This is a genomic window from Brevibacterium ravenspurgense (assembly GCF_001584615.1).
In the GTDB taxonomy this organism is placed as follows: domain Bacteria; phylum Actinomycetota; class Actinomycetes; order Actinomycetales; family Brevibacteriaceae; genus Brevibacterium; species Brevibacterium ravenspurgense.
This window is the reverse complement of record NZ_LQQC01000013.1, coordinates 31916-58316: the sequence shown is the minus strand read 5'-3', so window position 1 is coordinate 58316 and position 26401 is coordinate 31916. Positions and strand designations below refer to the sequence as shown.

Sequence of the window (26401 nt, the reverse complement as noted above, 5' to 3'; positions counted from 1 at the left end):
CCATAACGCAGCAGTCATCTGCCTGGCCCGGCGCCGACTAAACGTCATGTACGCAATGATGAAAACAGGCACGCTCTACGAGCCCCGCACCCCAGCCACGGCTTGACAAACAACATAGGGACACCCCCCCCACCAGACAGTCCGCCGTGCTGGAAGTCTCGCGCTGTGGCAGACGGCGCCTCGTACCGGATTTTTGTGCCATGCTGATGCCATGCGCGCTCTCATCGCTGTCGATAAGTTCAAGGGCACCCTCACCGCAGCCCAGGTGACGGACCACCTGCGCCCCGCCCTCGAGGGGGCCGGCATCAGGGTCGATGCGACTCCCTTGGCTGACGGGGGCCCGCTTTTTCCGGCCCGTTCTTCGGCTGGCGGCTTCTCACTTCACGAGGCGCCGGTCACCGGGCCGCTGGGCGGCACCGTGACTGCCCGGTGGGCACTGCGGGGTGAGCAGGCGATCATCGAAATGGCCGAAGCGAGCGGCTTGGCATTGCTGCAGAGGCAGGGAGGTTCCGTCGATCCGGCCAGCGCACGGGCTGCCACGAGCGTGGGCACCGGCGAGCTCATTGCCCACGCGGTCAAAGCCGGGGCACGCTCGATCGTGCTGGGCCTGGGCGGTTCTGCCACCACCGACGGTGGACTCGGGATGCTCATGGGGCTTGGCGCTGTCGTCTTCGACGCGCACGGCCAGCGGGTTGACGATCCGCGTGGAGCGCTGGGGCGTGCGACTGAAGTTGATATGTCGGGCCCGCTGCAGCTTCTGGACGGCATTGAGCTCACGGTGGCGTGCGATGTCGACAATCCGCTCACCGGAGAGCGGGGTGCCGCCGCTGTGTTCGGACCGCAGAAAGGTGCGGACGAACAGACTGTCGAAGAACTCGATGTTCAGCTGGCCGAATTCGCCCGGCTGCTCAAAGCTCAGGACACTGCTGGACTGGCCGGTGCCGGAGCCGCCGGCGGCATGGGCTTCGCAGCGCTCGTGCTCGGCGCGCACATGGAGTCCGGAGCCGATCTTGTCCTGGACCTCACGGGCTTCGATAAGGCGCTGGCTGAAGCTGATGTCGTCATCACCGGCGAAGGGCGCTTTGATGTGCAGACACTCAGCGGAAAAGGCCCCGCTGTTGTCATAGACCGCGCCCACAGGGCCGACCTTCCGGTTTTTGTGGTCTGCGGTTCAGCTGATCCGGACGTACCGAGAGAAGGCCTGGCAGGGCTGTTTCAGCTGACAGACAAGGCCCCGGTCGAACAGGCGATGTCCGATCCGGGGCCCGTGCTCACAGCCGTTGCGGGTGATCTGGCTGCGGCAGTCCTCAGTTGTCTTCGGTGATGTTCTTCTTGCGGGTGAACATCATGATGACCGCGGCGAGCGCACCGAGGCCGGCAACTGCCAGCAGAATCAGGACGACCGGGGAAACTCCGGCGCCTTCTTCACTGGCCTTTTCCTGATCCGAGGCGTTTGACTGCTGGTCGCCTTCGGCCTTGTCTGCTGCCCCGTCCGCGGCTTCGTCATCGCCAGCACCTTCAACTTCGCCGCCGCTGCCGGCGGAGTCAAGGATGGTGAATTCAACCGTGCCGGAAATGGGGTGTCCGTCCTGGCTGACAACCCTCCAGGCAATCGTGTAGTCGCCAGGCTTGAGATCGTCCGGCAGAGCCGACTTGACGGTGCGGCCCTCCACTGTGATTTCGCCAGCGGAGTAGTCTTCACCGTCTCGCTCGACGCGGATTTCCGTGCCGATGTCCTGGATTTCACCCGAATAGTTCAGTTCGATCCACTCGGGCTGTTTATCCAGTTTGGCACCCTGCTTGGGATTCGAGCCGATGAGCTGGTCGTGCGCCTGTGCGGGCACCGAACCGAACGCCAGAGCCAAGCAGGCGAAAAGCGCGGCTGCAAGAAGCCGGGAAAGCGAAGAACGGGTAGTCATCAGTACTTCTCCAGTCGGTGTGCGGGCGAGGTTCGTGCCCTCAATTGTCCCTTATGGCGTCCACCGCGGTGATGATCCCCGGCTGTGCGTCAGCGAGCTCTCGGTAAGTCGTTATGAAATCGTCAGCTGTTCCGTACCAGGGATCAGCGACATCGGCGACCGCCGCTGTTTCAGGGTCTTCATTCGGATTCGCACCCTCGTCAAACTGGTGGAGCATGCGCACCGTCGGCACATGTCCACCTGCCTGCTTCTCCAAACGGCGGATGCCCGCTACGTGACGCGACGTCATGGCGATTGCCAGATCGATATCAGCCAGGTGCTCTGCCCGCAGCTGGCGAGGGCTGTGTTCGGTGACAGGCACCTCGTTCTTCTCCAGTTCAGCACGCGCCCGATAGTCGATCGGGTTGCCGACCTCCTCGTCGCTGATGCCGAATGATTCGACCTCAATATCGGTCCGGCCCAGGCCGGCCAGTTCGTGTTTGAGCATCATTTCGGCCATAGCGGAGCGGCAGATATTGCCGGTGCACACAAAGGCAATGCGGAAGGGCTTCATAGTCACTACGATGGCACATCGACTTTCACCCGGCAGAGCCTGTCAGCGATACCGGCCCCGCCCGGGTAGCGTGGATGCCATGACTTCAGCTGAACTGCCCTACGGAGACCCTTCCGCAACTTTCCGGGACGACCTGTTCCGCCGCGTCAACGGCGCGTGGCTGGAGGGCCACGTGATTCCCGACGACCGCGCCGGCGACGGAGCCATGCGCGGACTGTTCGACGCGGCCGAAGAGAACGTCCGCACCATCATCACCGACCTGCAGCAGGCCGATTCGGATGCCGACCCGGACACCCAGATGCCGGCGGACCTCTACGCATCGTTCATGGACGTCGACACAATCGAACAGCTGGGTGTCAGCCCACTGCGCGGACAGTTCCAGGCGATTGCCGACGCCGGCAGCAAGGACGAGCTCTCCGCCGTCATGGGCCGGCTGGAACAGGAGGGTGTGGGCGGTCTGCTGGCCGGTTTCGTGTCCGCAGACGCCAAGAACTCCGACCGCTACGCACTGTACTTCGAACAGTCCGGCCTCAGCCTGCCGGACGAGTCCTACTACCGGACGGAAGAATCGGCGCCGATCCGCGAAGCCTTCCTCGTCCACCTCGAGGCAATGTCCCGCCTGGGCGGGCTGAGTGAATACTCTGGCCTGTCGGACGCTGATTTCGCCCGCACCGTCTTCGACTTCGAAACCGCAGTTGCCGAACACCACTGGGACAACGTCCGCACGCGCGATGCCGAAGCCACCTACAACCCGACCACGCCCGAACAGCTGCGCGAACTCGCTGCCGGGTTCGACCTCGACTCGTGGCTTGAAGCCCTCGGCATCAACCCGGAGCCGGAGCAGTTCATCGTGCGCGAGCCCGACTTCGTCACCGGAGCAGCCGGGCTGTGGAACAGCACCGAGCTTCCCACCCTCAAGGCGTGGCTGCTGTTCGGTGTTCTCAGCCGCTACGCGGGCTACCTGAGTTCCGACATCGTCGAAGAGGACTTCGGCTTCTTCGGCCGGACCCTGTCCGGCACTCCCGAACTGCGCGAAAGGTGGAAGCGCGGGATCAGCACCGTTGAAGGCCACCTGGGCGAACTGGTGGGCAAACTCTACGTGCAGAAGCACTTCCCACCGGCCTCAAAGCAGGCCATCACGGAACTCGTCGACAACCTGCTGAAGGCCTACGAAAACTCCATCAGGGACCTCGGCTGGATGACAGAGACCACGAAGACTCGCGCCCTGGAGAAGCTGTCGAAGTTCTCCGTCAAGGTCGGCTACCCCGATGTGTGGCGGGAGTACAGCTTCACAGTGGCCACCGATGACCTCGTGGGCAACATCCGCCGGTCCGCGCAGGCAGAACACCGCAGGCAGCTGGACCGCATCAGCGGGCCTGTTGACCGCACCGAATGGTTCATGACCCCGCAGACGGTCAACGCCTACTTCCACCCCGTGCTCAATGAAATCGTGTTCCCCGCAGCCATCCTGCAGCCGCCCATGTTCGACGCTGAGGCTTCCGATGCCGCGAACTACGGTGCGATTGGGGCTGTCATCGGCCACGAAATCGGCCACGGCTTCGACGACCAGGGGTCCCGCTACGACGGTGACGGAAACCTGGTCAACTGGTGGACTGACGAAGACCGGGCGGGCTTTGAAGAGCGCACCCGCAAACTCATCGACCAGTACTCCGCGCTGTCACCGTGGGAAGTTACGGACGGCAGCACCGTCAACGGCGAACTGACGATCGGCGAGAACATCGGCGACCTCGGCGGTTTGGGAATCAGCTGGAAGGCCCTGCAGCTGGCCGCGGAGAACAGCGGACAACCGCTGAGCCAAGCTGACCGCGAAGCGTTCTTCTGCCAGTGGGCCGCTGCGTGGCGCTCGAAGTTCCGCGAAGAAGAGCGCAAGCGCCGCCTGGCGATCGACCCCCATTCTCCCGAGGAGTTCCGCTGCAACCAGGTGGTCAAGAACATGGACGCGTTTGCCGAAACCTTCGGCACCAAGCCCGGTGACGGCATGTACTTGGCTCCGGAAGAGCGCGTCACCATCTGGTGATGCACTTCACCAGCACTGAAGAAACTCTCAGAACCTCTTTTTAACGTGAGGAATATGAAGAAGAACCCCCTGCTGTCCTCGGTTCGCCTGCCCTCGTTCCGCACTGCCGCCGTCATCGGCGGCTCGCTCGCACTCGCTCTCAGCGGCTGCGCCGTCAAGGAGGATGCTCCGAGCGAAGCACCCGCAACCCAGGAAGAACCTTCTGCCTCTGAAGAGCCGGCCGGCGGCATCGCCACGGTCGGCGGCGGGCAGGACTCCAACAAGTCGTCCGACGCAGCACGCACAGCTGTTCTCACAGCTGTTTCGGAAGTGGGCGACAGCGGTCAGGCCGTCGGCCTGAAAAAGGAAGACGACGGCTGGCTGGTGACCGTCTACGACGGCGGGAAGAACACACCGGTTCACGTCAGCGCTGACGGTGCGGAAGTGACGGATAAGGACAAGGCCGAAAACCCGCCGTCGGGTGCCGCGAACCAGTACTCGCCCATGCGCCAGACAGTCGACCAGGCCATCCAATCGGCAACCCGCAACACACGCGGTGAGGTTGTTGAAGTCGGCCCGGACACGAAGGACGGCCAGCTGGCATGGAAGGTCAGCATCAAACAGGACGGTGCTGACAAGCCGAAGGACATCTACATCCACCACCGCTCCGGCGACGTCCTCTGACGGGTCAGCCGTACGCGGGTTGACCCCCACACTGACGGCACTGACTTAGTGCACGCACACAACGAAAGGACAGTGCATTCCTCATGACGAAGCTTTCAACCCTCCTTGCCGCGTCCGCTGCTGCCGGCGCTCTGGCTCTGGCCGGCTGTGGAAACTCTGAAGAAGAACCGCAGATCGAAGATGCCCAGCCGACCACGCAGGCTGAGGACACCGAATCAGCAGACGACGCGGGCGGTGATGACGCCGCGGCAAACGAAAAGGGCGGCAGCCTGGAAGCCGCTCAGGCTGCGATCGACCTGGCGGAAAAGGAAATCGGCGGCAAGGCGATTGAGATCGACTTCGACGACGAAAAGACCTGGGAACTGACTGTTCTCAAGGGCTCGGAAGAACACGAAGTTGAGATCAATGCCGAAGGCACCGAAATCGTCAAGAAGGAAAAGGATGACGACGAGGCCGAAAGGGAAGACGTCGACGCCCTGAAGAAGGCGAAGACTTCGCTGAAAGACGCTCTGAAGAAGGCCATCGACGAGCAGGCCGGCACCATTGATGAGGCTGACCTTGAGTCCGACGGAGAGCCCACCTGGAGTGTTGAGATCTACCCCGAGGGCAAGACTGATTCGGTCGACGTCTATGTTTCGGCAATGAACGGCGAGATCGTCGACGAACCGGAAGACGACTGACGCTTCCGAACAGCTGGCTAAAAGCTGCTCTGCCGTCTAGGGCGTACGCGGAGGCAAAATCGCACTTTTTGCCTCAATATCTGCCCTGATCAGCAGAACGCTCGAATAACAAACGCACGAGGTGCCGCCCGGCTGGGACCGGGACGGCACCTCGGCTGTTTACTGGGTCGGGCCCGTTCAGCTGCGCTCAGTGTGGAGCATGCGGATGAAGCGGTTGACCAGGTCGTTCCACGAGCGGATGAGCGATTCGTCTTCGCCTTCCGTGCTGGCACGCAGCCGGCCCAGCGGGGCGTTGGGGCTGGTGACCATGTTGCGGAACAGCGCGTCTTCGGCAACGTCGTCGCTGAGGCTGACTTCCACCGAATCGACTTCCGACACGAGCGACTGCGGAACAGGGAGATCTCCCCCGTCAATCTGCGCTCCGGCGGCCACCTCCAGCAGTCGGCAGGCGTCACCGACGGCAATGGTTGGAATGTGCGAGCTCATGGCGTCATCGAGGAACCCGATGACATCGTCGCGTGAGACCGTCCACCGCTGTTCGTCGTCACCGTCGGCAAAGCCGAAGATGATGACGCCCTGATAGCCGATGAGGCTCGGCAGCTGTTCGCCTTCGTGCAAGCGTACGAAATCGCAGTGGATTCCGCCTTCGGCCAGCTGGTCGAGCGTGCGGCCGAAGAAGAGGTCGTCGCTGGTCTCGACAATGACGATCGGGGTGCGCAGACCGTTTTCGCTCAGGGTCTGCCGAGGTGCCTGTTCGCCGGCCGTGATCGGTTCGCTGATCCTGTTCTCGGGTACCGGAGCGGGGCACGTGGCAAACGGGGTGAAGGCCATGGGGTAGTTGACGGCGCGGTTGAAGTCGACGATGACACGTCCCGATGAGTCGGGGGTGCCGATCGACAGGCGACGCCACTGCGAGGTGGTGCCGCCGTTGGTGCCGTCGTAGAAGTCCAGGTGGAGACCGGTTTCGGGGTGGCCCGTGGCCAGCAGTGTGTGCGTGGTTCCGTGCAGATCGAATTCGACGGTGCCCACAACATAGGTGTTGATCTGCAGGCCGGGAGCCGCCGTGTCGATCCGCCGAAGCTCCGGCTGGGCGTACGGGGTGAACTGGCCCTGAGCTGCAAAGCTCCTGTCGAGTTCGAAGGCGGGTATGTCGATGAAGCTGCTCAGAAGCTTCGAACGGGAATCGCGGATCCGCAGACCCATGTAGCCGTCGCGGTTGAGGGCTTCGATGACAACGGGCCCGTCGGTCAGCCACATGAGCGAAGCGCCCTGCGGCAGCCAGACGGACAGCCGGCCGGTATCGACGCTGCGCACGACCTGCACGCGCTCGGCCCGCGGGAAGGTGATGTCGTCTTCCATGACGTCAAGAGCTGAGGCCGTAGGACCTGCCGAGCTGCCCGGTTCGGGGTCGAAGTGCAGCCATTCGCTGCTGCGGGTGAACGTCCCGGGAATCTCACGGATTGTTCGCTCATCACCTTCGGCCAACCAGATGAGGCCCGTGAGTGAGAGCCACCCGTTCGGGGTCGCCAGACCGGCGATTCGGGAGTCGTGCCACTCCTCCCAATCTGCTCTGTACTGTTCCACTGATCACCTTCTGTTGAGCAGTTCTGCACGGACCAGGATCAACAATAGCGTCGATGGCTGCACGAGAACAGGGTTCTACGCCCGAAGCGAAGCCGCCGAAACATCAATCCGACGACGGTACATATTGAGGCAGCTGAGCGCAAAGAGCGCAGCGCAGGCACTCGAGGTCACAAGGAAGCCCGCCGAAGTGCCGTAGGCGTCGATGAGAGAGCCGACGATCGCGCTGATGAGTGCCTGGCCGACGACAACGCCCGTGGTCATCATGGCCATCACGGTTGTCACACGGCCCACAGGGGCGACCTCCGCGGCAATCGAGAACAGCGTCACGAGCGTCGGGCCGATGCCCACACCGCACAGAACCAGGCCCACGAGAACCGCGGGGAAGACCGGCAGCACCGTAAACAGGAGGGTTCCTGTGAATGCCACCGCGGCAAACACCATCCAGCGGGCCGCGAAGGTGAAGCCACGAGGCAGAAGCACAACGGCAAAAGCACACAGCGCCGATCCCACACCCATGACGGCGTAGTACATGCCCGCGGCAGCCGCCTTGTCGAACTGCTCCAGGAAGCTGGTGAGGCTGGCAAGCGTCGAACCGAAGAACATACCGATGCAGGCCATACCGGCCGGCGGCAGCAGAACGGACAGCCGGAAGATCTCGGAAGCCGGAGCAACAGCGGGAGATTTCTCCGCCTCGTCAGCTGTGGACTGCTCCATCAGGTTCCGAACGTGGCCGCGCACAAAGCGCGAAGACGGGTGCAGTGCAAAGCCGCTGATGCCGATGAGAGTGGTCAGCGCTGCAACATCAAGCGGCACAACAATGCCGAAGGCCACCGCAATGGCGCCCACAATGATCGGTCCGGCGACAAAAACAGCCTCGTCGGTGAACGATTCATAGGGCAGAACGACCGAGGTGGCCTTCTCGGCTTGGGTGCCGGAATAGGAGCCGCGGATGGCCTCAAGCCAGCGGGAGCGGACCATGGACGCCGCCTGCGGACTCGTGGCGCCGATTGCGAAGGCAGCGGCGTAGAGGACCCACGTGGGGGCGTCAGCCCGCAGTGCCCAGCCCAGACCCCACAGTGAAGCCGCATTTGTGATCGCAAGGCACAGAAGCAGGCCCCGCTGACCGAAGCGGTCGGCAAACCAGCCGAAGAACGGGCCGGAAAAAGCGGTGGCCAGGCCCACGAGAGCAGAGGCCACACCGGCCTGCGTGTAGGAACCGCGTACGCCCACGACAGATGTCATGACGGCTACAACCGACATGGCATACGGTAGTTTTGCCAGTATCGCCAGGGGGAAGAACCCCCAGCCCACCAGCCGCGCTAGACCAGAGAACACCGTGCAAGGCTAACAGGCGGCTCTGAGTCCAGCGCTGTGACGACAAGCTCAGGAGGAGCGCATGTCCACCGCCGCTGAAAAGACAGCCGCGCAGAATTCCTCGGCGCAGACCGCCGCCCAGTTGACCCCAGCGTCATTGACCCCAGCGCAGAAGACCGCGCTGGAACTCGGCGAGTACGCCGCAGCATCGCCGTCGTCCTACCACGCAGCCGACGAAGCCTCCCGCAGGCTCCAGGCTGCAGGTTACGAGCTGCTTGACGAAGCGCAGACGTGGAACCTGGTTCCCGGCGGCCGCTACGTTCTGGTGCGCGAAGGCGCCGTGGCCGCGTTCGCTCTGCCGGCTGATGTTTCTGCTGACGCTCTGCGCTACCGGGTTTTCGGTGCCCACACGGATTCGCCGGGCTTCAAACTCAAGCCGGGAGGGGCACACACCGCCGCCGGTTTCACCCAGGTGGGCGTCGAAGTGTACGGCGGTGTGCTGCTCAATTCGTGGCTTGACCGCGAACTGTGCTTTGCCGGCCGGCTGGCGCTGCGCGACGGCACGACAGTGCTTGCCCGCACGCCGGGCATCGCCCGCATCCCCCAGCTGGCCATCCACCTGGACCGACAGGTCAACGAAGGCCTCAAACTCGACCGCCAGCAGCACACCGTGCCGGTTATCGGCCTTGAGGTGTGCGGCGGCGACGTCCTCGCGCTGCTGGCCGAATCCGCCGGTGTTTCCGCTGACCAGGTAGTCGGCCACGATGTCATCACCGCACCGGTGCAGGAAGCCGCCCTGTTCGGAGCATCCCAGGAGCTTCTGGCGTGCTCCCGCATGGACAACCTGTCCTCCACGTTCGCCGGCCTGCGGGCAATGGAAGAACTCGACACGAAGAACCTGACAGCCGTGTCGGTCTTCATTTCCAACGACCACGAAGAGGTCGGCTCAGAAACCCGCACGGGTGCATCGGGCCCAATGCTCGCAGACATTTTGGAGCGGGTGTCCATCAGCGTGGGAGCTGACAGGGAAGCACACCTGAGGGCAATAGCGGGCTCCATCTGCATCTCCGCTGACGCCGGCCACGCCGTCCACCCGAACTATCCAGAGCGCCACGACCCACAGGTGCGGCCGACCCTCGGTGAAGGGCTGCTGCTGAAACTCAACGCCGTACAGCGCTATGCAACGGATGCTGTGGGGACCGCCGAATGGGCCCGCCTGTGCGACGAGGCCGGTGTGCAGTACCAGCCGTTCGTATCGAACAACGCCATGCCGTGCGGTTCGACCATCGGCCCGCTGACGGCCACCCGCCTGGGCATGACGGTCGTTGACGCGGGAATCCCGCTTCTGTCCATGCACTCTGCCAGGGAAATGGCGGCGGTTGAGGATGTCGAAGCCCTCGTCAAGGTCGCCGCAGCGCACCTTGGGTGAGGACTGGCGGATGACTGAGGCCGGAAGCGCCGGACACGCCAGCCGTTTGGCTGAGGCGACCTCGCCGTACCTGCGTGCCCACGCCGAACAGCCGGTCGACTGGTATCCGTGGGGCCCGGAGGCTTTTGCAGAGGCCAAACGGCGCGATGTGCCGGTCATGGTGTCGATCGGCTACTCCACCTGTCACTGGTGTCACGTCATGGCGCGAGAGTCCTTCAGTGACCCGGCAATCGCAGCGCAGATCAACGAACACTTCGTTGCGGTCAAGGTCGATCGTGAGGAACTCCCCGCCGTCGACGAGCAGTACATGAACGCGCTGCAGGCCATGCGCGGTCACGGTGGCTGGCCCTTGACGGCATTTGCCGATGCCGACGGGGTGCCGTTCTTCCTGGGCACCTATTTCCCACCGCAGCCGCACATGGGTCAGCCGTCGTTTTCCATGGTCCTGCAGGCTGTTGCCAACACGTGGCAGGAGCGGCGAGCGCAGGTTGCGGACATCACGGCGAAGATGCGATCGACTCTTGAACAGCTGGCGGCCGGTCCGGAATCCGCGCAGACTCAAGCGCAAGCTGCACAGACCGGGACACCGGGGCAGGCTTGCCCTGCTGACTCAGCCGCGCAGAACGACCAGCGGCACCTCGACCGTTCCTTCGCCGACGCGGTATCCGCCGACATTCTGGGCGCCCAGCACTGGGCGCTCATGGACGAAGCCGATGCCACAAACGGGGGTTTTGGCTCCGCGCAGAAGTTCCCGCCGCTCATGTCGCTCATGGCTCTCATCAAGAGCCACCACCGCGGTCCGGAACGGCTGAAGTTCATCCGCCGCACGTTCTTGTCGATGGCTTCGCGCGGTCTGCGCGACCATGTTGCCGGCGGGATTTTCCGCTACTGCGTCGACCCGCACTGGTCGGTGCCGCACTTCGAGAAGATGCTGTACGACAACGCTCTCTACCTGCGGGCGACCGCCGCGTGGTTTGGGCTGGAAGAGTCGCTGGAGCCCGGTTCTCGCTGGGCTCGGCTGGCCCGCCGCGAGGCCTATGACACCGCCGAATTCCTGCTGCGGGACATGCGCCTGGATTCCGGCGGCTTTGCCACCGCGCTCGACGCCGATTCTCTCGATGCGCACGGGCAGCCGGCCGAGGGCGCCTACTATCTGGAAAATCACGAGGTGGAGCTCACCGGATCTCCCTACGCACCTGTTCTGTCCGAAGAGCTGGGATTTGTGCTCCACGCTCCGGGAATTGAGCAGTGGGCTGAGGGAGCAGACGGTGCGGCTGGTGACAACAGCGGTGACAGCAGGCCGGAACCGTGGCTGACAGAGACAGCGCTGGCTGCCCGCGAACGCCTGCTGCGAGCGCGCGAAGACCGTTCCACTCCTTTGCGTGATGACAAGCTCATCACGGCGCACACGGCTATGACAGCATCGGCTTTTGCATTTGCTTCAGCTGTTTTTGTCGAGCCCGAATGGCTCACTGCAGCTGAAGAAGCCTTTGCAGCTACCGCAGCTTTGCGCACGGACAGCGGTTTGGCCCGCTCGGCTTTTCAGGGTGAGCCTGGTCCGGGTGCGGCGGGGCTTGCGGACTGGGCGCAGCTGGCGGCAGCCGCGGCGGAACTGGGCAAAACCAGCGTGGCTCAGGAGCTTCTCACCGAGCTCAGCGAGCGCTTCCTCACGGGCACCGTACGGGACTACGAACACGATCCCCTGCTGACCACAGGTGGGATGAGCGCGTTTGATGACACCGAGCCGTCCGGTGTGGCAGCTGCCGCCCACGCGGCTCTGTGCCTGGGGCTGCTGGATGAAACAGCTGACGGTCCGCAGTGGCTGCAGACGGCACAGCGCCTGGTGCTTGCCGCATCGGACATCATGTACCGCGCACCGCGGGCGGCCGGCTGGCTGCAGGTGACGGCAGAAGGACTGCTCAACGCCGTACGGGTTGAAAGCGACGACCCCCACCTGCTGAGCATCGGCGCCCGCCACCCCGTGACGACCGTTCTCCGTCGGCAGGCCCCCGGAAGCGAGGTCGGCCAGCCGCAGACCGGCACGGCAACCGTGTGCCGTGGTTACGAGTGCAGCCTGCCCACAGCGGATCCGCAGCAGGTGCGACGGCTGCTGGACGGCACCTCGTCATAGAAAACGAGCACCTCGTCATAGAAGAGCGGGCGGGGCAGATGGCCTGCCCCGCCCGCACTATTCGCCCGAATGTCAGGCTGTGGCGGTTTCAGCGGATTCGTCGAACACGATCACCTGGCGGATGGCGCGCCCGTCGGCCAGCTGGTCCATGGCCTCGTTGATTTCGGACAGACGGATGCGCGAGGAGATCAGCTCGTCCACCGGCAGCTTGCCCTCCAGGTACAGCTTCGCGTAGGTCGGGATGTCACGGGACGGCACCGCCGAACCCAGGTAGGAGCCCTTGACTTCGCGAGCCCCGGCGGTCAGTGCCAGGGGCGCAATTGTCGAGGTGGCTGCCGGGTTGGGCAGGCCGACCGTCACCATGGACCCGCCGAAGCCGATCGCGCTGTAGGCGGTCTCGAAAGCCTTGGCGTTGCCGGCAGCTTCGATGACCCTGTCGGCGGTGATGCCCTGTTCGGCGACTTCCTGAGGTGTGAAAACGCGGTCAGCACCGAGTTCCTTGGCGCGCTCGAGTTTTTCCTCAAGGGCGTCGACGGCGATGACCTCTTTGACGTCTTGAGCCAGCGCCACGATGAGGGCAGCCATGCCGACACCGCCCAGACCGACGATCATGACGGAGTCTTCCGGGCCGGGCTTAGCAGCGTTGAGCACCGCCCCTCCCCCGGTCAGCACGGCACAGCCGAGCACTGCCGCGATGTCTGCCGGAAGTTCCGGCGGCACAACGACCGCGCTGGCGGCGTCGACAACCGCGTGGGTGGCAAAGCCGCTTACACCCAGGTGGTGGTAAACGTTTTCGCCGTCACGAGTCAGGTGGGCCGAACCGTGCAGCAGAACTCCGTCGTTGTTGGTCTTTGACCCGACAGAGCATGGGAGTTTGCCGTCAGTGCGGCACTCGCGGCATTCACCGCAGCGCGGCAGGAACGACATGCTGACCCGGTCGCCCACAGAAATGCCTTCGACGTCGCTGCCGATCTCTTCGACAATGCCCGCCGACTCGTGCCCCAACAGCATGGGTGTGGGGCGGGGGCGGTTGCCGTCGACCACCGAAAGGTCAGAGTGGCAGACACCCGCCGCTTCGATGCGCACGAGGATTTCAGTGGGTCCCGGGCCTGCCAGTTCGACCTCGGAAATGCTGATGGGCTGCGACTGCGCGTAGGGCCGTTCAGCATCCATGCGCTCAAGCACTGCGCCGGTGATCTTCATCGGGAACCTCCTGAAATCTGGGCGGTGGTCGCCGCATCCGAGCTCGGCGCCGGGCCGAAGGCTGCACGGGCCAGAGCATCGCTGCCAGCGTCACCGGCACGAACTGGACTCGCCTCGAACTTCCCTTCGTGAGCGATGACCGGGCGACGGTCGCCGCCGAGTTCCGGATACTTCTCTTCGAGCTTTTCGCGTTTGCGCATTTCTTTGTGCCACCCGCGAACGAGGTCGCGGTTGCCGTTGCCAATACCGCGCCATGTGTTCGGCATTTCGTCGCGCGAACGGCCGGCAGAGGCTGCGTTTCCCCTGTTGACTCGAGTAATCATGCGCCGAGTCGGCTCACCGCAGGTGCAGTCTGGTGTTGGCGAGTCCATGGTTTTGAGCATCGCCTCAAAACGATGACCCGCACCGCACTTCACGTCGTAAACGATCATCCTCGCCCCTTAGGAGTAGTAGCCGTTTGGCGAAATCTTCATGGTTTTGCGCTGTTCGGCATCGTGACCGAAGATCATCTTGGCTCCGGTCTGCTCCTGGATCCTGCGGAGCTTGTCGACAGACTCGAGCCACTGAACCGAGTCCCACACAATAGCTGCGCCGATCGCCGGCGGCCCCCAGGAAGCCCCGAGGTACACCGCATCGGACGTGAAGATGTGTGTTCCATCATTGGGCAGATCAACGCGAAGGCTCATGGTTCCCCATGTGTGACCCGGTGTGTGGATGACCGAAACTCCGGGCGCGATTTCGTCGTCACCGTGAATCGCTTCGAAAGGCAGTCCGGCGAAGTCCGAAACCAGGTGCCCACCGACGCCTTCCCCCTGAATTGACTTCACACCTTCGATTTCATCGGCGTGGCACAGGATGCGCGTCTTGCCGTTGTTGAAGTCCTGAGCGTTGGCGGCGTGGTCAAAGTGGAGGTGAGACAGCACGAGGACATCAATGTCATCGGGGGTCAGTTCGAGATCAGCGAGGGCGCTGTCAAGATAGCCGGGACCCGCTGGGTCTTCTTGCACCGGGAAGAACTCCTGCATGCCAATAGGAGCCCACCTCTGTTCCCAGTCGCGCGCAACACCGGTATCCCACAGGATCTTCTGGCCGTCGGTTTCGATGAGGACCGCGTGCGTCGGAGCTTCACCCCATGGCGGCGGGTCATTCTTCTGGGATCGGCTCTTGATGGTGTTCCCACCTTCCAGCAGAAGCCAGGTGAGGTCGCAGTCCATGACACCGGTGGAAAGGAAATGAAGTTTCATATCGCTCATGACAGTGCTCTCTCTGTGATTCGGACGAATGTGACTGCTGTCGTCACTGCCAGCAGTCACATTCACGCTATGGCACAGAACACACTCCGCATATAGTAAGTCCTACATACTTTCTGCGGCTGAGTGGAGGTTTTCACATGTCGTCACCTAAAGCCCTGACAGCCGGACATGATCCTCACGTGGTCGATCTAGAAAAGAGCATTGCGTCGCTCGTTGAACGCAGCGAACTTCTCAACGAGGTCGGCGAAATCGCCCGCATGATGACCTCCACGCAGGACATTTCACTGGTCATGCACGATGTCCTCACCAGAACGCGGCGCCTGACCGGTTCAGACATGGCCTACATTTCACTCAACCGAGGCCGCGAAACCTTTATCCGCTATTCCGTCGGCATACGAACGCAGGGATACCGCGACATCCGCATGCCACTGGGCACGGGTGTCCTCGGGCGGGCCGCGACCGGACGCGAGCCAGTGCGAACCATCAACTACCTAGAAGATCCACGGCTTCTGCATCTTCCGGACATCGACAAGCGCGTGCGGGGAGAAGGCGTTCGTTCAATTCTGGGGATGCCGATGACTCTGCATGGCGTCACTCACGGCGCCCTCTTGATTGCAGACCGTCATCCCGTTGAATACAGCGCGGACATCAAAGCGGTGCTTGAGACCTTGGCACTGCACACGGCTGTCGCTTTGGAGTACTCGACTCGTCTTGACGAGGTCGAAGCCGCTCTAGACCGCCTGAACACTCGGCATGAGCTCGAGGCTGAGCGCGTGATTGACCTCCAGGAGGTCCTTCAGCTGGAAAGCAGGTTGCTGGAGTCGATTATGCGCGGTGACAGTCCTGAATCGGCGGCAGAAACAGTGCAGCAGCTGTTGGGTGCGCCCGTCACGGTCCTGCCGGGCACGGAGGAACCTCCTTCGCACCTGCATGAGCCGATTCAGACCGCGCGGCACTCCGCACAGCCGATAACCGTTGATGGTGTGACAGCCGCCTGCGGCTTGGGCGGAGGCGAACACCTGGCAACGCTGATAGTCGAAGCCGAACTTCCGGAAGGGCTGTTTCCAAGGCTGCAGCGGATCGCCACGTTTCTGGGCCTGGCAGTTCTCATGGAGCGAGCACAGAAAGACGAATCCGTCAGGCAGGATCGCGTTCTCCTCGACACACTTCTGGGCACGATCCCCCACAACCCAGAAACCAAGAGGGCGGTAGAGGAACTCGGCATTTCTACTGACCGCCCGTTCCGCCTGCTGAGCGTCTCAATCGAGAGCAGCGATGAACTCGAAGCCGAGCATTCCACCGTTCTGCTGCAAAAGCTTCGATCTGCGCTGGTCCACACCGATCGCGCTGTCGTTGCCCGTCACCACGGCCACATCTGCGCCCTCATTCCAGAAGAAGCGTGGGTCAGGGGCATCGGCGAGCGCTGTGAAGAACTCGTGCGCAGCAAAGATTCCCAAGGGACGCACCCGCGGATCACCGCGGGAGTCAGCAGCACGTTCACAGAGCCCGCCAGTGCCCACGAAGCTCATCGCAACGCAGAACGCGCACGAAGCATGCTGAAGGTACTGGGTGCTTCGGGCCGAATTGCTGTCGGCGAAGACCTGGGAACCGTCGGGCTGCTCTCCGAAGCCCTCGCAAACCGACCGGATGCGGATTCACCGCTGAAACACATTGAGCCGCTCCGGGCCTATGACCGCGCCCACGGCACCAAGCTTCTGGAGACAGCATGGGCACTGGCAGAAACCGGTTCGCGCGTCTCTGAATGCGCGGAAAGGCTGCACGTTCACCCGAATACTGTCCGTCAGCGCATGGAGCGGATTTCCACCCTACTCGGAGCCGACTGGCGAGAGCCCGCGCGATTTCTGGACATCCACGTGGCACTGCGAATGTGGGCACTTGCCCACAACAGCTGAACCGAGGGTTTACAGCGTTCCGCCGGACTTTTCCTTCATCCGGGCGTCAAGACGGGCCGTGTGATCCTGATCGTGGCGGCCCAAAACAAAGTGCAGGACAACGCCGATTGCCACACCCGCCAGAGCGGGCACGACCCAGCCGAGACCATCAGCACCCCACGGCAGCGCGTTGAGGATCGAATCGATCGCCTCGCCGCCCAGACCGGCTTCTTTCAGGCCGCCAAGAACACTGATGACAGCCGTGAAGATGACGGCCAGACGGTAGACCAGACGGTCACCTCGGAAGAGCTTCTCGAAGAAATACAGGAGCACCAGAACCAGAGTGACCGGGTAGACCGCCATGAGCATCGGCAGAGCAAGCGCAATGAGCGCATCCAGACCGACATTGGCAAACAGGAAGCCGATGAACGAAAACACGACCGCCCACACGCGGTAGGACACCTTCGGAACAAGGTCAGAGAAGAACTCCGCCATCGACGACACCAGACCAATCGAGGTGGTCAGGCAGGCCATGATGATGACAGCCGCCAGAAGAGCACCGCCGATGTCACCGAATAGGGCACGCGACACCTCGGCAAGCAGAGCCCCGCCATTGTCCTGCTCACCCACAGCGGCACGGCTGGTGGCTCCGATGTAGCCCAGCGAAATGTAGACCAGCGACAGCCCGATCGACATGACGAGAACAACCCACGGCATCTTCCGGCGAATGATGGTCGGGTTGGTCACCCCAACACCGGCAAAGCCGGAAACAACAAGAATGCCGAGCACCAGGGCGGCAACCGCATCAACCGTCAGATAACCCTGCACAAAACCAGTCTGCAGAGCCGCATTTGAATAATCGCCCACCGGCTCACCGAACCCGCCCAGCGGGCTGATGAGCGCTTTCACGGCAAACACCGCAATAACCAGCACCAGCACCGGCGCGAGCATTTTGCCGATCCAGTCGACGATCTTTGTGGGGTTGGCGGCCAGCACCAGGGTGATGATGAAGAACACCAGGGCATACAGCACCAGCGGCCACTGCGAATCACCCGCGTTCGGCAGAAGCGGGGCAACCCCTACCTCGTACGACACGGTTGCGGTACGCGGGATTCCGAACGACGGCCCGATCAGCAGATAGGCGATGATCGTGAACACAACACCGAAGGCGTGGCCGACCCGGGCGGACAGGCGCTCAAGCCCTCCCACTCGGGACACAGCCACAAGCGCAAGTGCGGGCAGACCCACACCGGTCAGTAGAAAACCGATCATCGCCAGCGGAAACGCGGTTCCGGACTGCTGCCCCAGAAGCGGCGGGAAAATAATGTTCCCCGCACCCATGAACACTGCGAAGAACATCAGCCCCAAGGCGATGACGGTTCTGAAAGGCACGGTCTGAGCAGTCTGATTCGGCACGGGATCTCCGTTGTTAGAGCGGGTCTGAGCTCCCCGGGGAAGAGGGTGTTTCCCCGCGGCACAGATTCGAGAACGAACACTACCCCTTTTGTGCCCCTTTCCGCTTCCTGATGCCTTACTATTCCTCTCATGACAGATTTTCGTTCAGCGTTGAACAGGCATCTGGCAGGCATTGGAGCCTCCCCTATCCGCACACTCTTCGACCTTGCCGAATCCCCCGACATCATCAGCTTCGCCGGCGGCCACCCCGACCCCGAACTGTTCGATGTTGAAGGCATCCGCGAAGCCGCGAACATCGTACTCGACACGATCGGCGGTGACGCTCTGCAATACGGCAGCACCATGGGCGAAAGCGGCATGCTGGCCGCAGCAGCCCGCGAACTGTCCCGCAAAGGACTGCCCACAGAACCCGAAGACGTCGTCATCACCTCGGGATCCCAGCAGGGACTCGGGCTGATCGCCCAGACCCTCTTCAACGAGGGCGATGTTCTGCTGGTGGAAAACCCCACCTACATGTCCGCCATCCAGGCTTTCGGACTGCAGGGTGTGGACTTCCAGCCCGTTCGGGTAGACGAAGACGGCGCCGACCCGGACCACCTTGCCGAACAGATCCGCAAACACCAGCCGCGCGGGGTCTACCTGATCCCCACCTTCCAAAACCCCACCGGCGTGACAATGCCGCAGTCCCGCCGCGAACAGGTCGCCGACATCATCGCCGAAAGCGAAACCTGGCTGATCGAAGACGACCCCTACTCAGCCCTGTGGTTCGACCAGATTTCGGACCTCCTGCCCATTTCCGCCGACCCGCGCCTGGCCGACCGCAGCCTGCTGTGCAACACGGTGTCGAAAACACTGTCACCCGGTCTGCGAGTGGGCTGGGTGCGCGGACCGCGTGGTGTCCTGTCGCACATCGGTCTGGCCAAGCAGGGCAGTGCGATGCAGACGGGAACCCTCGATCAGCTGATCACCGCCCAGTACCTGGACACCACCGACCTGGACGCGAAAATCGCCGTCCACCGCGCCGCCTACAAGCAGCGCATGGAAACCATGCTGGAAGTGCTCGGCGAAATCCTGCCGGAAGGGTCCGAATTCAACCGGCCGACTGGCGGCATGTTCATCTGGGTTCGCCTGCCAGAAGGCTACCGGGCCTCCGAAATGGTTTACAGCGCAATTGAACACGGCACCATCTACGTGCCCGGAAAAGAATTCCACGTGGCAGACCACGACGACCGCACCCTGCGCCTATCGTTCGTTTCCCACACACCCGAAGTCATCCGCGAAGGCCTCAGCCGCCTCGTGCCCGTCTTCGAAAAGTACCGGGCACAGGACTGAACCTTTCGTTCGCTTCTCTCTTATTCACTCTCCCCGCGGGGCGCAGCTGCTGACAGGCACTGCGCCCCGCCGGCATTTCCACGCCTTTTCCTGCCCTACAGTGGAACCCGTTCTACAGTGGAAGAAGCGAGCGCCGACAACAGACGCATCGTGTGACCACCACACCCCCGTCAGAAACCTTGGGAGTCCCCTATGGAAGCCTTCAACGAACTGCTGTCGACCGTCGATGGATGGCTCGGGTGGGTCTTGCTGTTCGCCCTGCTGCCGCTGGGCCTGTACTTCACAGTGCGCACCGGGGTTGTGCAGCTGCGACTGCTGCCGGAGATGTTCCGCGTCATCAAAGAACCGGCAGGGCACGACAAAGACGGCAACAAGAACATCTCGCCTTTCCGCGCCTTCTCGATCTCTGCCGCATCACGCGTGGGCACCGCCAACATCGCAGGTGTCGCGCTGGCAATTTCAGTCGGCGGACCGGGTGCCCTTTTCTGGATGTGGGTGACCGCAATCGTCGGCGGTGCCACCGCTTTCGTCGAATCGACCCTCGGACAGCTCTACAAAGTGAAGGACGGCGCGGCATTCCGCGGCGGACCGGCCTACTACATTGCCCGCGGGCTCAAGAGCCCGTGGCTGGGCTCCGTTTTCGCCGTCATCGTGATCGTCACCTACGGCATCGTGTTCAACACCGTGCAGTCGAACTCGATCGTGGATTCCCTGTCCACCTCGTTCAACATGGATACCCCCGGCTTCGGATTCAAGGCAATCGTCGGCATCGTCCTCGGTGTCGCCGGCCTGGCGATCTTCCTCGGCGGTGTGCAGCGGATTTCCAACGTCACCGCGTTCATCGTGCCCGTCATGGCCGTCCTGTACCTGTTCCTCGGCATCCTCGTGGTGATCACAAACCTGTCGGCCGTCCCGCCGATGCTCGCGCTCATCGTCCAGCAGGCGTTCACCATGGAATCCGTGTCCGGTGCCGCAATCGGCGTCATCATCACCCAGGGCATCAAACGCGGTCTGTTCTCCAACGAGGCAGGTATCGGTTCGGTGCCGAACGCCGCTGCCACCTCGTCGGCCTCGCACCCGGCCAAGCAGGGCCTCGTACAGGCACTCGGCGTGTACTTCGACACGATCCTCGTGTGCACCATCACCGGTTTCATCGTCCTGCTGTCGAACCCCGAATACGACGAAGCAGTCGGCGCTCAGCTGACCCAAACCGCCCTGGCTGCCCAGCTGGGCCAGTGGGCCGTGCACTTCCTGACGATCGCGATCTTCTTCTTCGCGTTCTCGTCGATCATCGGCAACTACTACTACGGCGAATCGAACCTCGAGTTCATCACGAAGTCCAAGGGCGCAATGCTCGCCTACCGCATCGTCGTGATGGCCTCGGTGTTCATCGGCGCCGTCGTCGCCCTCGACACCGTCTGGACGGCGGCGAACATCTTCATGTCGATTATGGCGGTCATCAACCTCGTGGCCGTCGTCATCCTGTCGGAGAAGGCGTTCACCGTCCTGCGGCACTACATGCAGCAGCGCCGCAGCGGAGAAGAGCCGATCTTCCACCAGAAGGACTTCCCCGAGTTCGAAGGCGTCACCGCGTGGGACGGCACCGACGAAGTGACCACGAAGGAATTCTGGGAACGCCAGCGCCAGAAGAAAGCCGACAAGAAGAAGAGCTGACCGCAGCGAGGGTCAGTCTGCGATGTAGCCGCGGGCAAAGCGGCGCAGCTGCTCGGCGGCAACATCAAAAGCCCCACGGTCGGACAGAAACACGTCGTGAACAGCATCCGGCACGCGGGCCAGCACGGTTTCTAGGCCCAGCCTGACGGCGCGCCGGGCGATCCGATCAACGTCCAGCACAATGTCCGAATGCGCCATCTTCGTCGTGTACGAGGTACCACGGAAGCTTTCCTGGGAGATCTGCACGAGCACCGGTTCCTGAATGTCTAAGCCGGCTGCCACCTCCTCGTGCCCATCGAAGATCGCGCGCAGCCACTGCCCGTAAACCGGGAAGCCGTTCGGCGGTTTGAGCGCCAGATCCCACGGCGGGGCGCCGTGATTCTCGCTGGCCGCCTGCACGTAGAAGTTCGGGATGGCCAGCGGAAGTGCACGAGGCGCCCTCTCCTTGCGCTTGCTGCTTCCCAGGAATGGGGTGGTGATCCGCCGGGCCGCGGCAGAGAACTGAAACTCAAGCCACGGCGCGTTGAGGGCCAGGGCTTTAAGCCGACCCGGATTTCTGTTGGCCCACAGTGCCGCAATGAGCCCTCCAGTGGAGTGCGCCGCAAGAACTGTCCGACTAGTCGGATTCTCTGCGCTGATGATGGCGAGCGCGGCCTCAATCTCTTCGTCATAGGCCGCCAGGTCATCGATGTAGCCGGGCATTTGGTCAGGATCGCCGGGCCGCAGGTTACGGCCGTAGTCCCGCAGGTCCAAGGCGTAGAACCGCGCACCGAAGCTCGTCCACAGGCGCGCCAAACGGCGGTTGAAGAAGTAGTCTGACCAGCCGTGCAGGTAGAGAACCGCTGTGTCGCGCAGGAAATTTTCCCCTGCCGGCTGACTTCCCGATTCGTCTTCGGGCACGCGCTCTGCCGCAAGTGCCGCATCAAGTGCCGAATCGCACCGGACAAGTGTCGCTCTCTGCCCGTCGGCAAGCGGAAGGGCGAGCTGCTGAAAACCGGGACCGAGGATGTCCCGCTGCCATTCGCAGGTTTCCATGACTCAACTTTACTGGAGGGTTTTTTGACGATTTTTTGAGGGTTCGGCCACAGGTGTCCGTGACTTGCATTACTATCGATGCATCTGATGTGCTTCACATCACGGCACTGGTGCCGAGATTGAAGAACATCGGGCACCCCCTGTGAATGTCCCCGACACCAATGAGACCAGATGATCGCCTACATCCTTCGGCGGGTTGTCAACTACGTGATCCTCACGGCCTTGGCAACCACGTGCGCGTACATGCTGACCTCCAGCTTTATGGACCCGGCGAAGCGCTACCGCGGTAAGAATCCCCCACTTCCCGAAAGCACCATCACCGCTAAACTCGATGAACTCGGCGTCAACCCCGACACTCCGCTCATCACCCGCACCTGGAACTGGGCGACCAACATCCTCTTCCACGCAGACTTCGGTCTGACGGTAGGCGGGCAGCCCGTGCTGACCGAAATGCTCGGCCGCTCCGTTGTCAGCCTGCGCCTGCTGATCGTCGGCAGCATCCTCGGCGCCCTCCTGGGTGTGGCAATCGGCGTGTGGGGCGCGGTCCGCCAGTACAAAGCGTCCGACAACATCATCACCGCGCTGACCTACGTCATCAACGCAACCCCGACGTTCGTCTTGGGCATCATCCTCATGATCCTCGCGACCGGGTTCAACAACGCGGTGGGCACGCAGCTCATCAGATTCGTGGGGCCGGCAACGCCCGGGGTGCACGGCTTCTGGCCGCAAGTGGCCGACACGATATCCCACATGCTCTTGCCCACCATCGCACTCGTCGTGTTCGGTGCGGCCATCTACTCCCGCTACCAGCGATCAATGATGCTCGACGTCCTGGGAGCCGACTACATTCGCACGGCCCGCTCCAAGGGCCTCACCCGCAAAACAGCGCTGTGGAAGCACGGCGTGCGCGTCGCCATCATCCCCATGTCCACGTACTTCGCGTACAGCTTCGGCACAATGCTCGCCGGCTCGACGTTCCTGGAGATCATCTTCTCCTGGAACGGCATGGGACAGATGGCCCTTGACTCCATCACCGGCTCCGACATCAACGCGGCCGCCGGCACCACCTTCTTCGCGGCAGTGCTCGTTCTGATCTCCTCCACGCTGTCAGAAGTGCTCTACGCCGCGCTCGACCCCCGAGTGAGGTCATGATGAACAAGAAAACCGCGCACAACGCAGACCCCTCAATCAACGCAGCACCCACCGCAGACATCGAACGTCCGGCAGGCAACATCGGCGAAGACGCTCTGAAGACAGTTGCCGACACACAGCCGGTGTCCCGAACCCGCCTGATCTTCCGCAGGCTGTTCTCATCACCGCGCTTCTGGATCGGCGGTTCGATCCTTGCGTTCATGGTTCTGTTCGCCGTGTTCGGCAACATGTTCAACATCTACGGGCCGAACGATCAGGACGCCTTCAACCTCAACAAGGCGCCGTCGGCCGAACACTGGTTCGGAACCGACACCGACGGCTACGACATCTACGCCCAGGTGGTCGTCGGCCTGCGCAAGTCGATCATCATCGGTCTTGCCGCCGGCATCATCGGCACCATCATCGCCGCCATCATGGGCTCGCTCGCCGGCTACCTGGGCGGCAAGGTCGAAATGGCCATCAACTGGCTGATCAACTTCATGCTGGTGTTGCCGTCGTTCTTCGTCCTGCTGCTGTTCGCCCCCGCGCTCAAGGGACTGTCGTGGGTCGCGATCATCATCATCGTGGCGCTGTTCGCGTGGATGGTCACCGCGCAGGTCGTCAAGGCGCAGACCAAGTCCCTGCGCAACGCCGAATTCGTCCAGGCCGCCCGCTACATGGGCCTTGGCACACCCACAATCCTGGTTCGCCACATCATCCCGAACATCGCATCGCTGCTCATCGTCGACGCCACCCTCGGTGTGGTCGGAGCCGTGCTGGCTGAAACGTCGCTGTCGTTCTTCGGCCTGGGCGTGCAGTCGCCTGACATTTCAATCGGCACCCTGCTCTCGGCGGGAACCTCCGGCGCGGTCACCCGCCCCTGGGTCTTCCTGTTCCCCGCCGCCGCCCTCGTACTGCTGCTGACAGCAGTGTCCGTCGTCGCCGACGCACTGCGCGATGCCATCGACCCCACCTCAGGAGTGAACCGTGGCTGACACCGAACTCTCCACCCAGACCACCGCCTCGGGCGGTGCTGTAGACGAGGCTCCCGTCCTCGAAGTCGAAAACCTTTCCGTCACCTTCCCCCAGCGGAAGTCCGCCCCCGTCCAAGCCGTCCGCGGAGTCAGCTACTCCGTGAAGAAGGGCGAGTTCTTGGCGATCGTCGGTGAATCCGGTTCCGGTAAGTCCGTGTCATCCACCGCGGTCATGGGGCTTCTGCCGTCAACCGCGCAGATCAGCGGCGACATCCGCTACAAGGGCGAATCGCTCATCGGCAAAACCGACCACCAGATGTCGCGCCTGCGCGGATCGAACATCGCGATGGTCTTCCAGGACCCGCTTTCGGCACTCAACCCGGTCCACCCGGTGGGCAAGCAGATTGTGGAAGCGCTCATCATCCACGACCCCAAGCTGTCGAAGGAAGCAGCGTGGGAACGCGCGGTTGAACTGCTGCGGATCGTCGGCATTCCCGACCCCGAAAACCGGGCGAACGCCTTCCCCCACGAATACTCCGGCGGTATGCGCCAGCGAGCCATGATCGCAATTGCGATCGCGAACGACCCCGACCTCATCATCGCCGACGAACCTACAACGGCACTTGACGTGACGATCCAGGCGCAGATCATGGAGCTTCTGCGCAAGGCACAGGAAATCACGGGGGCGGCCATCGTCCTCATCACCCACGACCTCGGTGTTGTTGCCGGCTACGCCGACAAGGTCGCCGTCATGTACGCCGGGAAGCTCATTGAGACCGGCAGCATTGACGACATCTTCTACCGGCCACGCATGCCGTACACCATCGGCCTGCTGCGGTCCGTGCCGAACGTCGTCACCGCCGGCAAGGAGCGCCTGGTGCCGCTTGAAGGTCGGCCTCCGCAGCTGAACGCCCTGCCGAAAGGCTGCCCCTTTGCGGAGCGCTGCCCGATTGCCGTCGAGGCCTGCCTTGAAGCCGAACCGGATCTTCAGGAGGTCCACGGCGAGGTGCCGGCTGCGGAATCCGCAGTCGACCCCGAGGGTCACTTCGCGGCATGCATCAGGGCGGACGAAATCGATTCGGGTGCGCTGAAAGCCCACGAGATCTTCCCGCGCCCCGAACCGGTTGAAATCGTCGACCGCTCCGGCCGGGAAAAGGTGCTCGAGGTGACTGACCTCGTCAAACACTTCCCACTGACGAAGGGCGCTGTATTCCGCCGTCGCGTGGGCACCGTCCGCGCGGTCGACGGGATCTCCTTTGAGTTGCAAACCGGGCAGACGCTCGGCCTGGTCGGCGAATCCGGCTGCGGTAAGTCGACTGCTGTCACGCAGGTCATGGAGATGAAGAAACCCCAGTCGGGCACCATCACCATCAACGGCATCGACGTCGAAAGCGCAAGCCCTCAGCAGCGTCGGGAAATGCGCAAGGACGTGCAGATCGTCTTCCAGAACCCCTCGGCTGCTCTCGACCCGCGCCTGCCGGTGCTCGACATCGTGGGCGAACCGCTGACCGCCCACGGCGTGGCAGCAGCAGACCGCGAAAAGCGGGTCGGCGACATGCTGGAACTGGTCGGACTCGACCGCAGCATGGCATCGCGCTACCCGCACGAATTCTCCGGCGGTCAGAAGCAGCGCATCGGCATTGCCCGGGCGCTCATCACCGACCCGAAGGTGCTCGTGCTGGACGAACCGGTTTCAGCACTCGACGTGTCGATTCAGGCCGGTGTCATCAACCTGCTGGAAGACCTGCGCGACCGCCTGGGACTGTCCTACGTCTTCGTTGCCCACGACCTCGCAGTTGTCCGCCAGATCTCCGACGTCATTGCCGTTATGTACCTGGGCCGCATCATCGAATACGGGCCCGTGGCAGACGTCTACGAAAACCCCAAGCACCCGTACACGCGTGCGCTCATTTCGGCTGTACCGGTTCCAGACCCGGAGGTCGAATCCAAGCGCACCCAGGTGCTTCTGGAAGGCGATCTTCCTGCACCCACGCAGGAATTCACGGGGTGCGCGTTCGTGTCGCGCTGCCCCCTCTACAAGCTGCTCGACGCTGACGCCCAGGCCAAGTGTCGAGAGGTCAGTCCCGAACTGCGCAAGGTTGGGGAATCGGCAGCCGCGTGCCACCACACGGAAAACAGCGGGCTATTGGAGAAAAGCCACCCTACGGTCTGAACGACCC

21 protein-coding genes are annotated in these 26401 nt (G+C 62.8%); 12 read left to right on the top strand and 9 right to left on the bottom strand.

All coding sequences use genetic code 11. From position 1 onward, the window contains the following. Positions 1 to 211 precede the first annotated feature (211 nt). Positions 212 to 1324: a glycerate kinase gene (locus Bravens_RS10165; protein ID WP_062023148.1), complete on the top strand. Its 1113-nt coding sequence runs from the start codon at positions 212 to 214 to the stop codon at positions 1322 to 1324. Here Bravens_RS10165 and Bravens_RS10160 read toward each other — a convergent pair. Next, entirely contained in the window at positions 1308 to 1919 is a 612-nt protein-coding gene (locus Bravens_RS10160; RefSeq protein ID WP_244878160.1) for a copper resistance CopC family protein, read from the bottom strand. The genes Bravens_RS10165 and Bravens_RS10160 overlap by 17 nt on opposite strands. A 40-nt stretch (positions 1920 to 1959) precedes the next feature. Continuing rightward, entirely contained in the window at positions 1960 to 2472 is a 513-nt protein-coding gene (locus Bravens_RS10155) for a low molecular weight protein-tyrosine-phosphatase (protein ID WP_062023144.1), read from the bottom strand. A 79-nt stretch (positions 2473 to 2551) separates the two neighbouring features. Here Bravens_RS10155 and Bravens_RS10150 point away from each other — a divergent pair, with 79 nt between their 5' ends. From Bravens_RS10150 to Bravens_RS10140, 3 genes are all read left to right on the top strand, one after another. Continuing rightward, positions 2552 to 4510: a M13 family metallopeptidase gene (locus Bravens_RS10150; RefSeq protein ID WP_062023141.1), complete on the top strand. Its 1959-nt coding sequence runs from the start codon at positions 2552 to 2554 to the stop codon at positions 4508 to 4510. Between the two features lie 54 nt (positions 4511 to 4564). Then, a complete protein-coding gene (locus Bravens_RS10145) occupies positions 4565 to 5173 on the top strand; it encodes a PepSY domain-containing protein (RefSeq protein ID WP_062023138.1) in 609 nt (202 codons plus the stop codon). 83 nt (positions 5174 to 5256) lie between these two features. Next, a complete protein-coding gene (locus Bravens_RS10140; protein ID WP_062023135.1) occupies positions 5257 to 5853 on the top strand; it encodes a PepSY domain-containing protein in 597 nt (198 codons plus the stop codon). Between the two features lie 177 nt (positions 5854 to 6030). On the opposite strand, the gene Bravens_RS10135 is transcribed toward Bravens_RS10140, so the two are convergent. Together Bravens_RS10135 and Bravens_RS10130 are read right to left on the bottom strand one after the other, a co-directional pair. After that, on the bottom strand, positions 6031 to 7437 hold the full coding sequence (locus tag Bravens_RS10135; RefSeq protein WP_062023132.1) for a DUF1684 domain-containing protein: 1407 nt from the start codon (positions 7435 to 7437) through the stop codon (positions 6031 to 6033). A gap of 75 nt (positions 7438 to 7512) precedes the next feature. Then, positions 7513 to 8697: an MFS transporter gene (locus Bravens_RS10130; RefSeq protein WP_157452753.1), complete on the bottom strand. Its 1185-nt coding sequence runs from the start codon at positions 8695 to 8697 to the stop codon at positions 7513 to 7515. Positions 8698 to 8833: 136 nt separating this feature from the next. Here Bravens_RS10130 and Bravens_RS10125 point away from each other — a divergent pair, with 136 nt between their 5' ends. After that, entirely contained in the window at positions 8834 to 10180 is a 1347-nt protein-coding gene (locus Bravens_RS10125) for a M18 family aminopeptidase (RefSeq protein ID WP_082791139.1), read from the top strand. Between the two features lie 10 nt (positions 10181 to 10190). Then, positions 10191 to 12311 carry a thioredoxin domain-containing protein gene (locus Bravens_RS10120; protein WP_062023126.1) on the top strand — a complete coding sequence of 707 codons (2121 nt, stop codon included), beginning with the start codon at positions 10191 to 10193 and terminating at the stop codon, positions 12309 to 12311. Between the two features lie 72 nt (positions 12312 to 12383). Here Bravens_RS10120 and Bravens_RS10115 read toward each other — a convergent pair whose 3' ends face one another. Genes Bravens_RS10115 through Bravens_RS10105 form a run of 3 tightly spaced genes read right to left on the bottom strand, consistent with a single transcriptional unit; the run spans position 12384 to position 14758 of the window. Continuing rightward, a complete protein-coding gene (locus Bravens_RS10115) occupies positions 12384 to 13514 on the bottom strand; it encodes an alcohol dehydrogenase catalytic domain-containing protein (protein WP_062023123.1) in 1131 nt (376 codons plus the stop codon). Then, positions 13511 to 13945, bottom strand: a complete 435-nt coding sequence (locus tag Bravens_RS10110; protein ID WP_062023120.1) for an FmdB family zinc ribbon protein — start codon at positions 13943 to 13945, stop codon at positions 13511 to 13513. The genes Bravens_RS10115 and Bravens_RS10110 overlap by 4 nt, the downstream gene beginning before the upstream one ends. Before the next feature lie 9 nt (positions 13946 to 13954). Next, positions 13955 to 14758 (bottom strand): N-acyl homoserine lactonase family protein, encoded by an 804-nt coding sequence (locus Bravens_RS10105; RefSeq protein ID WP_082791140.1) that lies wholly within the window; start codon positions 14756 to 14758, stop codon positions 13955 to 13957. A gap of 146 nt (positions 14759 to 14904) precedes the next feature. Between Bravens_RS10105 and Bravens_RS10100 the strand changes: the two genes are divergently transcribed. Beyond that, the gene (locus Bravens_RS10100; RefSeq protein WP_062023114.1) at positions 14905 to 16680 is read left to right on the top strand and encodes a helix-turn-helix domain-containing protein; all 1776 of its coding nucleotides are present in this window, start codon (positions 14905 to 14907) and stop codon (positions 16678 to 16680) included. A 9-nt stretch (positions 16681 to 16689) separates the two neighbouring features. Here Bravens_RS10100 and brnQ read toward each other — a convergent pair whose 3' ends face one another. Continuing rightward, on the bottom strand, positions 16690 to 18075 hold the full coding sequence (gene brnQ / locus Bravens_RS10095) for a branched-chain amino acid transport system II carrier protein (RefSeq protein WP_062023111.1): 1386 nt from the start codon (positions 18073 to 18075) through the stop codon (positions 16690 to 16692). A 129-nt stretch (positions 18076 to 18204) separates the two neighbouring features. Here brnQ and Bravens_RS10090 point away from each other — a divergent pair, with 129 nt between their 5' ends. Both Bravens_RS10090 and Bravens_RS10085 read left to right on the top strand, forming a co-directional pair. Next, positions 18205 to 19407 (top strand): aminotransferase-like domain-containing protein, encoded by a 1203-nt coding sequence (locus Bravens_RS10090; protein ID WP_244878159.1) that lies wholly within the window; start codon positions 18205 to 18207, stop codon positions 19405 to 19407. Positions 19408 to 19599: 192 nt separating this feature from the next. Next, positions 19600 to 21081, top strand: coding sequence for an alanine/glycine:cation symporter family protein (locus Bravens_RS10085; RefSeq protein WP_062023106.1), 1482 nt, complete (start codon positions 19600 to 19602; stop codon positions 21079 to 21081). A 12-nt stretch (positions 21082 to 21093) separates the two neighbouring features. On the opposite strand, the gene Bravens_RS10080 is transcribed toward Bravens_RS10085, so the two are convergent. Further along, the gene (locus tag Bravens_RS10080) at positions 21094 to 22116 is read right to left on the bottom strand and encodes an alpha/beta hydrolase (RefSeq protein ID WP_062023103.1); all 1023 of its coding nucleotides are present in this window, start codon (positions 22114 to 22116) and stop codon (positions 21094 to 21096) included. A gap of 171 nt (positions 22117 to 22287) precedes the next feature. Here Bravens_RS10080 and Bravens_RS10075 point away from each other — a divergent pair, with 171 nt between their 5' ends. From Bravens_RS10075 to Bravens_RS10065, 3 genes are read left to right on the top strand one after another with little or no spacing between them, the layout of a single operon-like run. Then, positions 22288 to 23268, top strand: a complete 981-nt coding sequence (locus Bravens_RS10075; protein WP_019174325.1) for an ABC transporter permease — start codon at positions 22288 to 22290, stop codon at positions 23266 to 23268. Next, positions 23265 to 24242: an ABC transporter permease gene (locus tag Bravens_RS10070; RefSeq protein ID WP_244878158.1), complete on the top strand. Its 978-nt coding sequence runs from the start codon at positions 23265 to 23267 to the stop codon at positions 24240 to 24242. The genes Bravens_RS10075 and Bravens_RS10070 overlap by 4 nt, the downstream gene beginning before the upstream one ends. After that, a complete protein-coding gene (locus Bravens_RS10065; RefSeq protein ID WP_062023097.1) occupies positions 24235 to 26394 on the top strand; it encodes an ABC transporter ATP-binding protein in 2160 nt (719 codons plus the stop codon). Before Bravens_RS10070 ends, Bravens_RS10065 begins: the two co-directional genes overlap by 8 nt. The last annotated feature ends 7 nt before the right edge of the window (positions 26395 to 26401 follow it).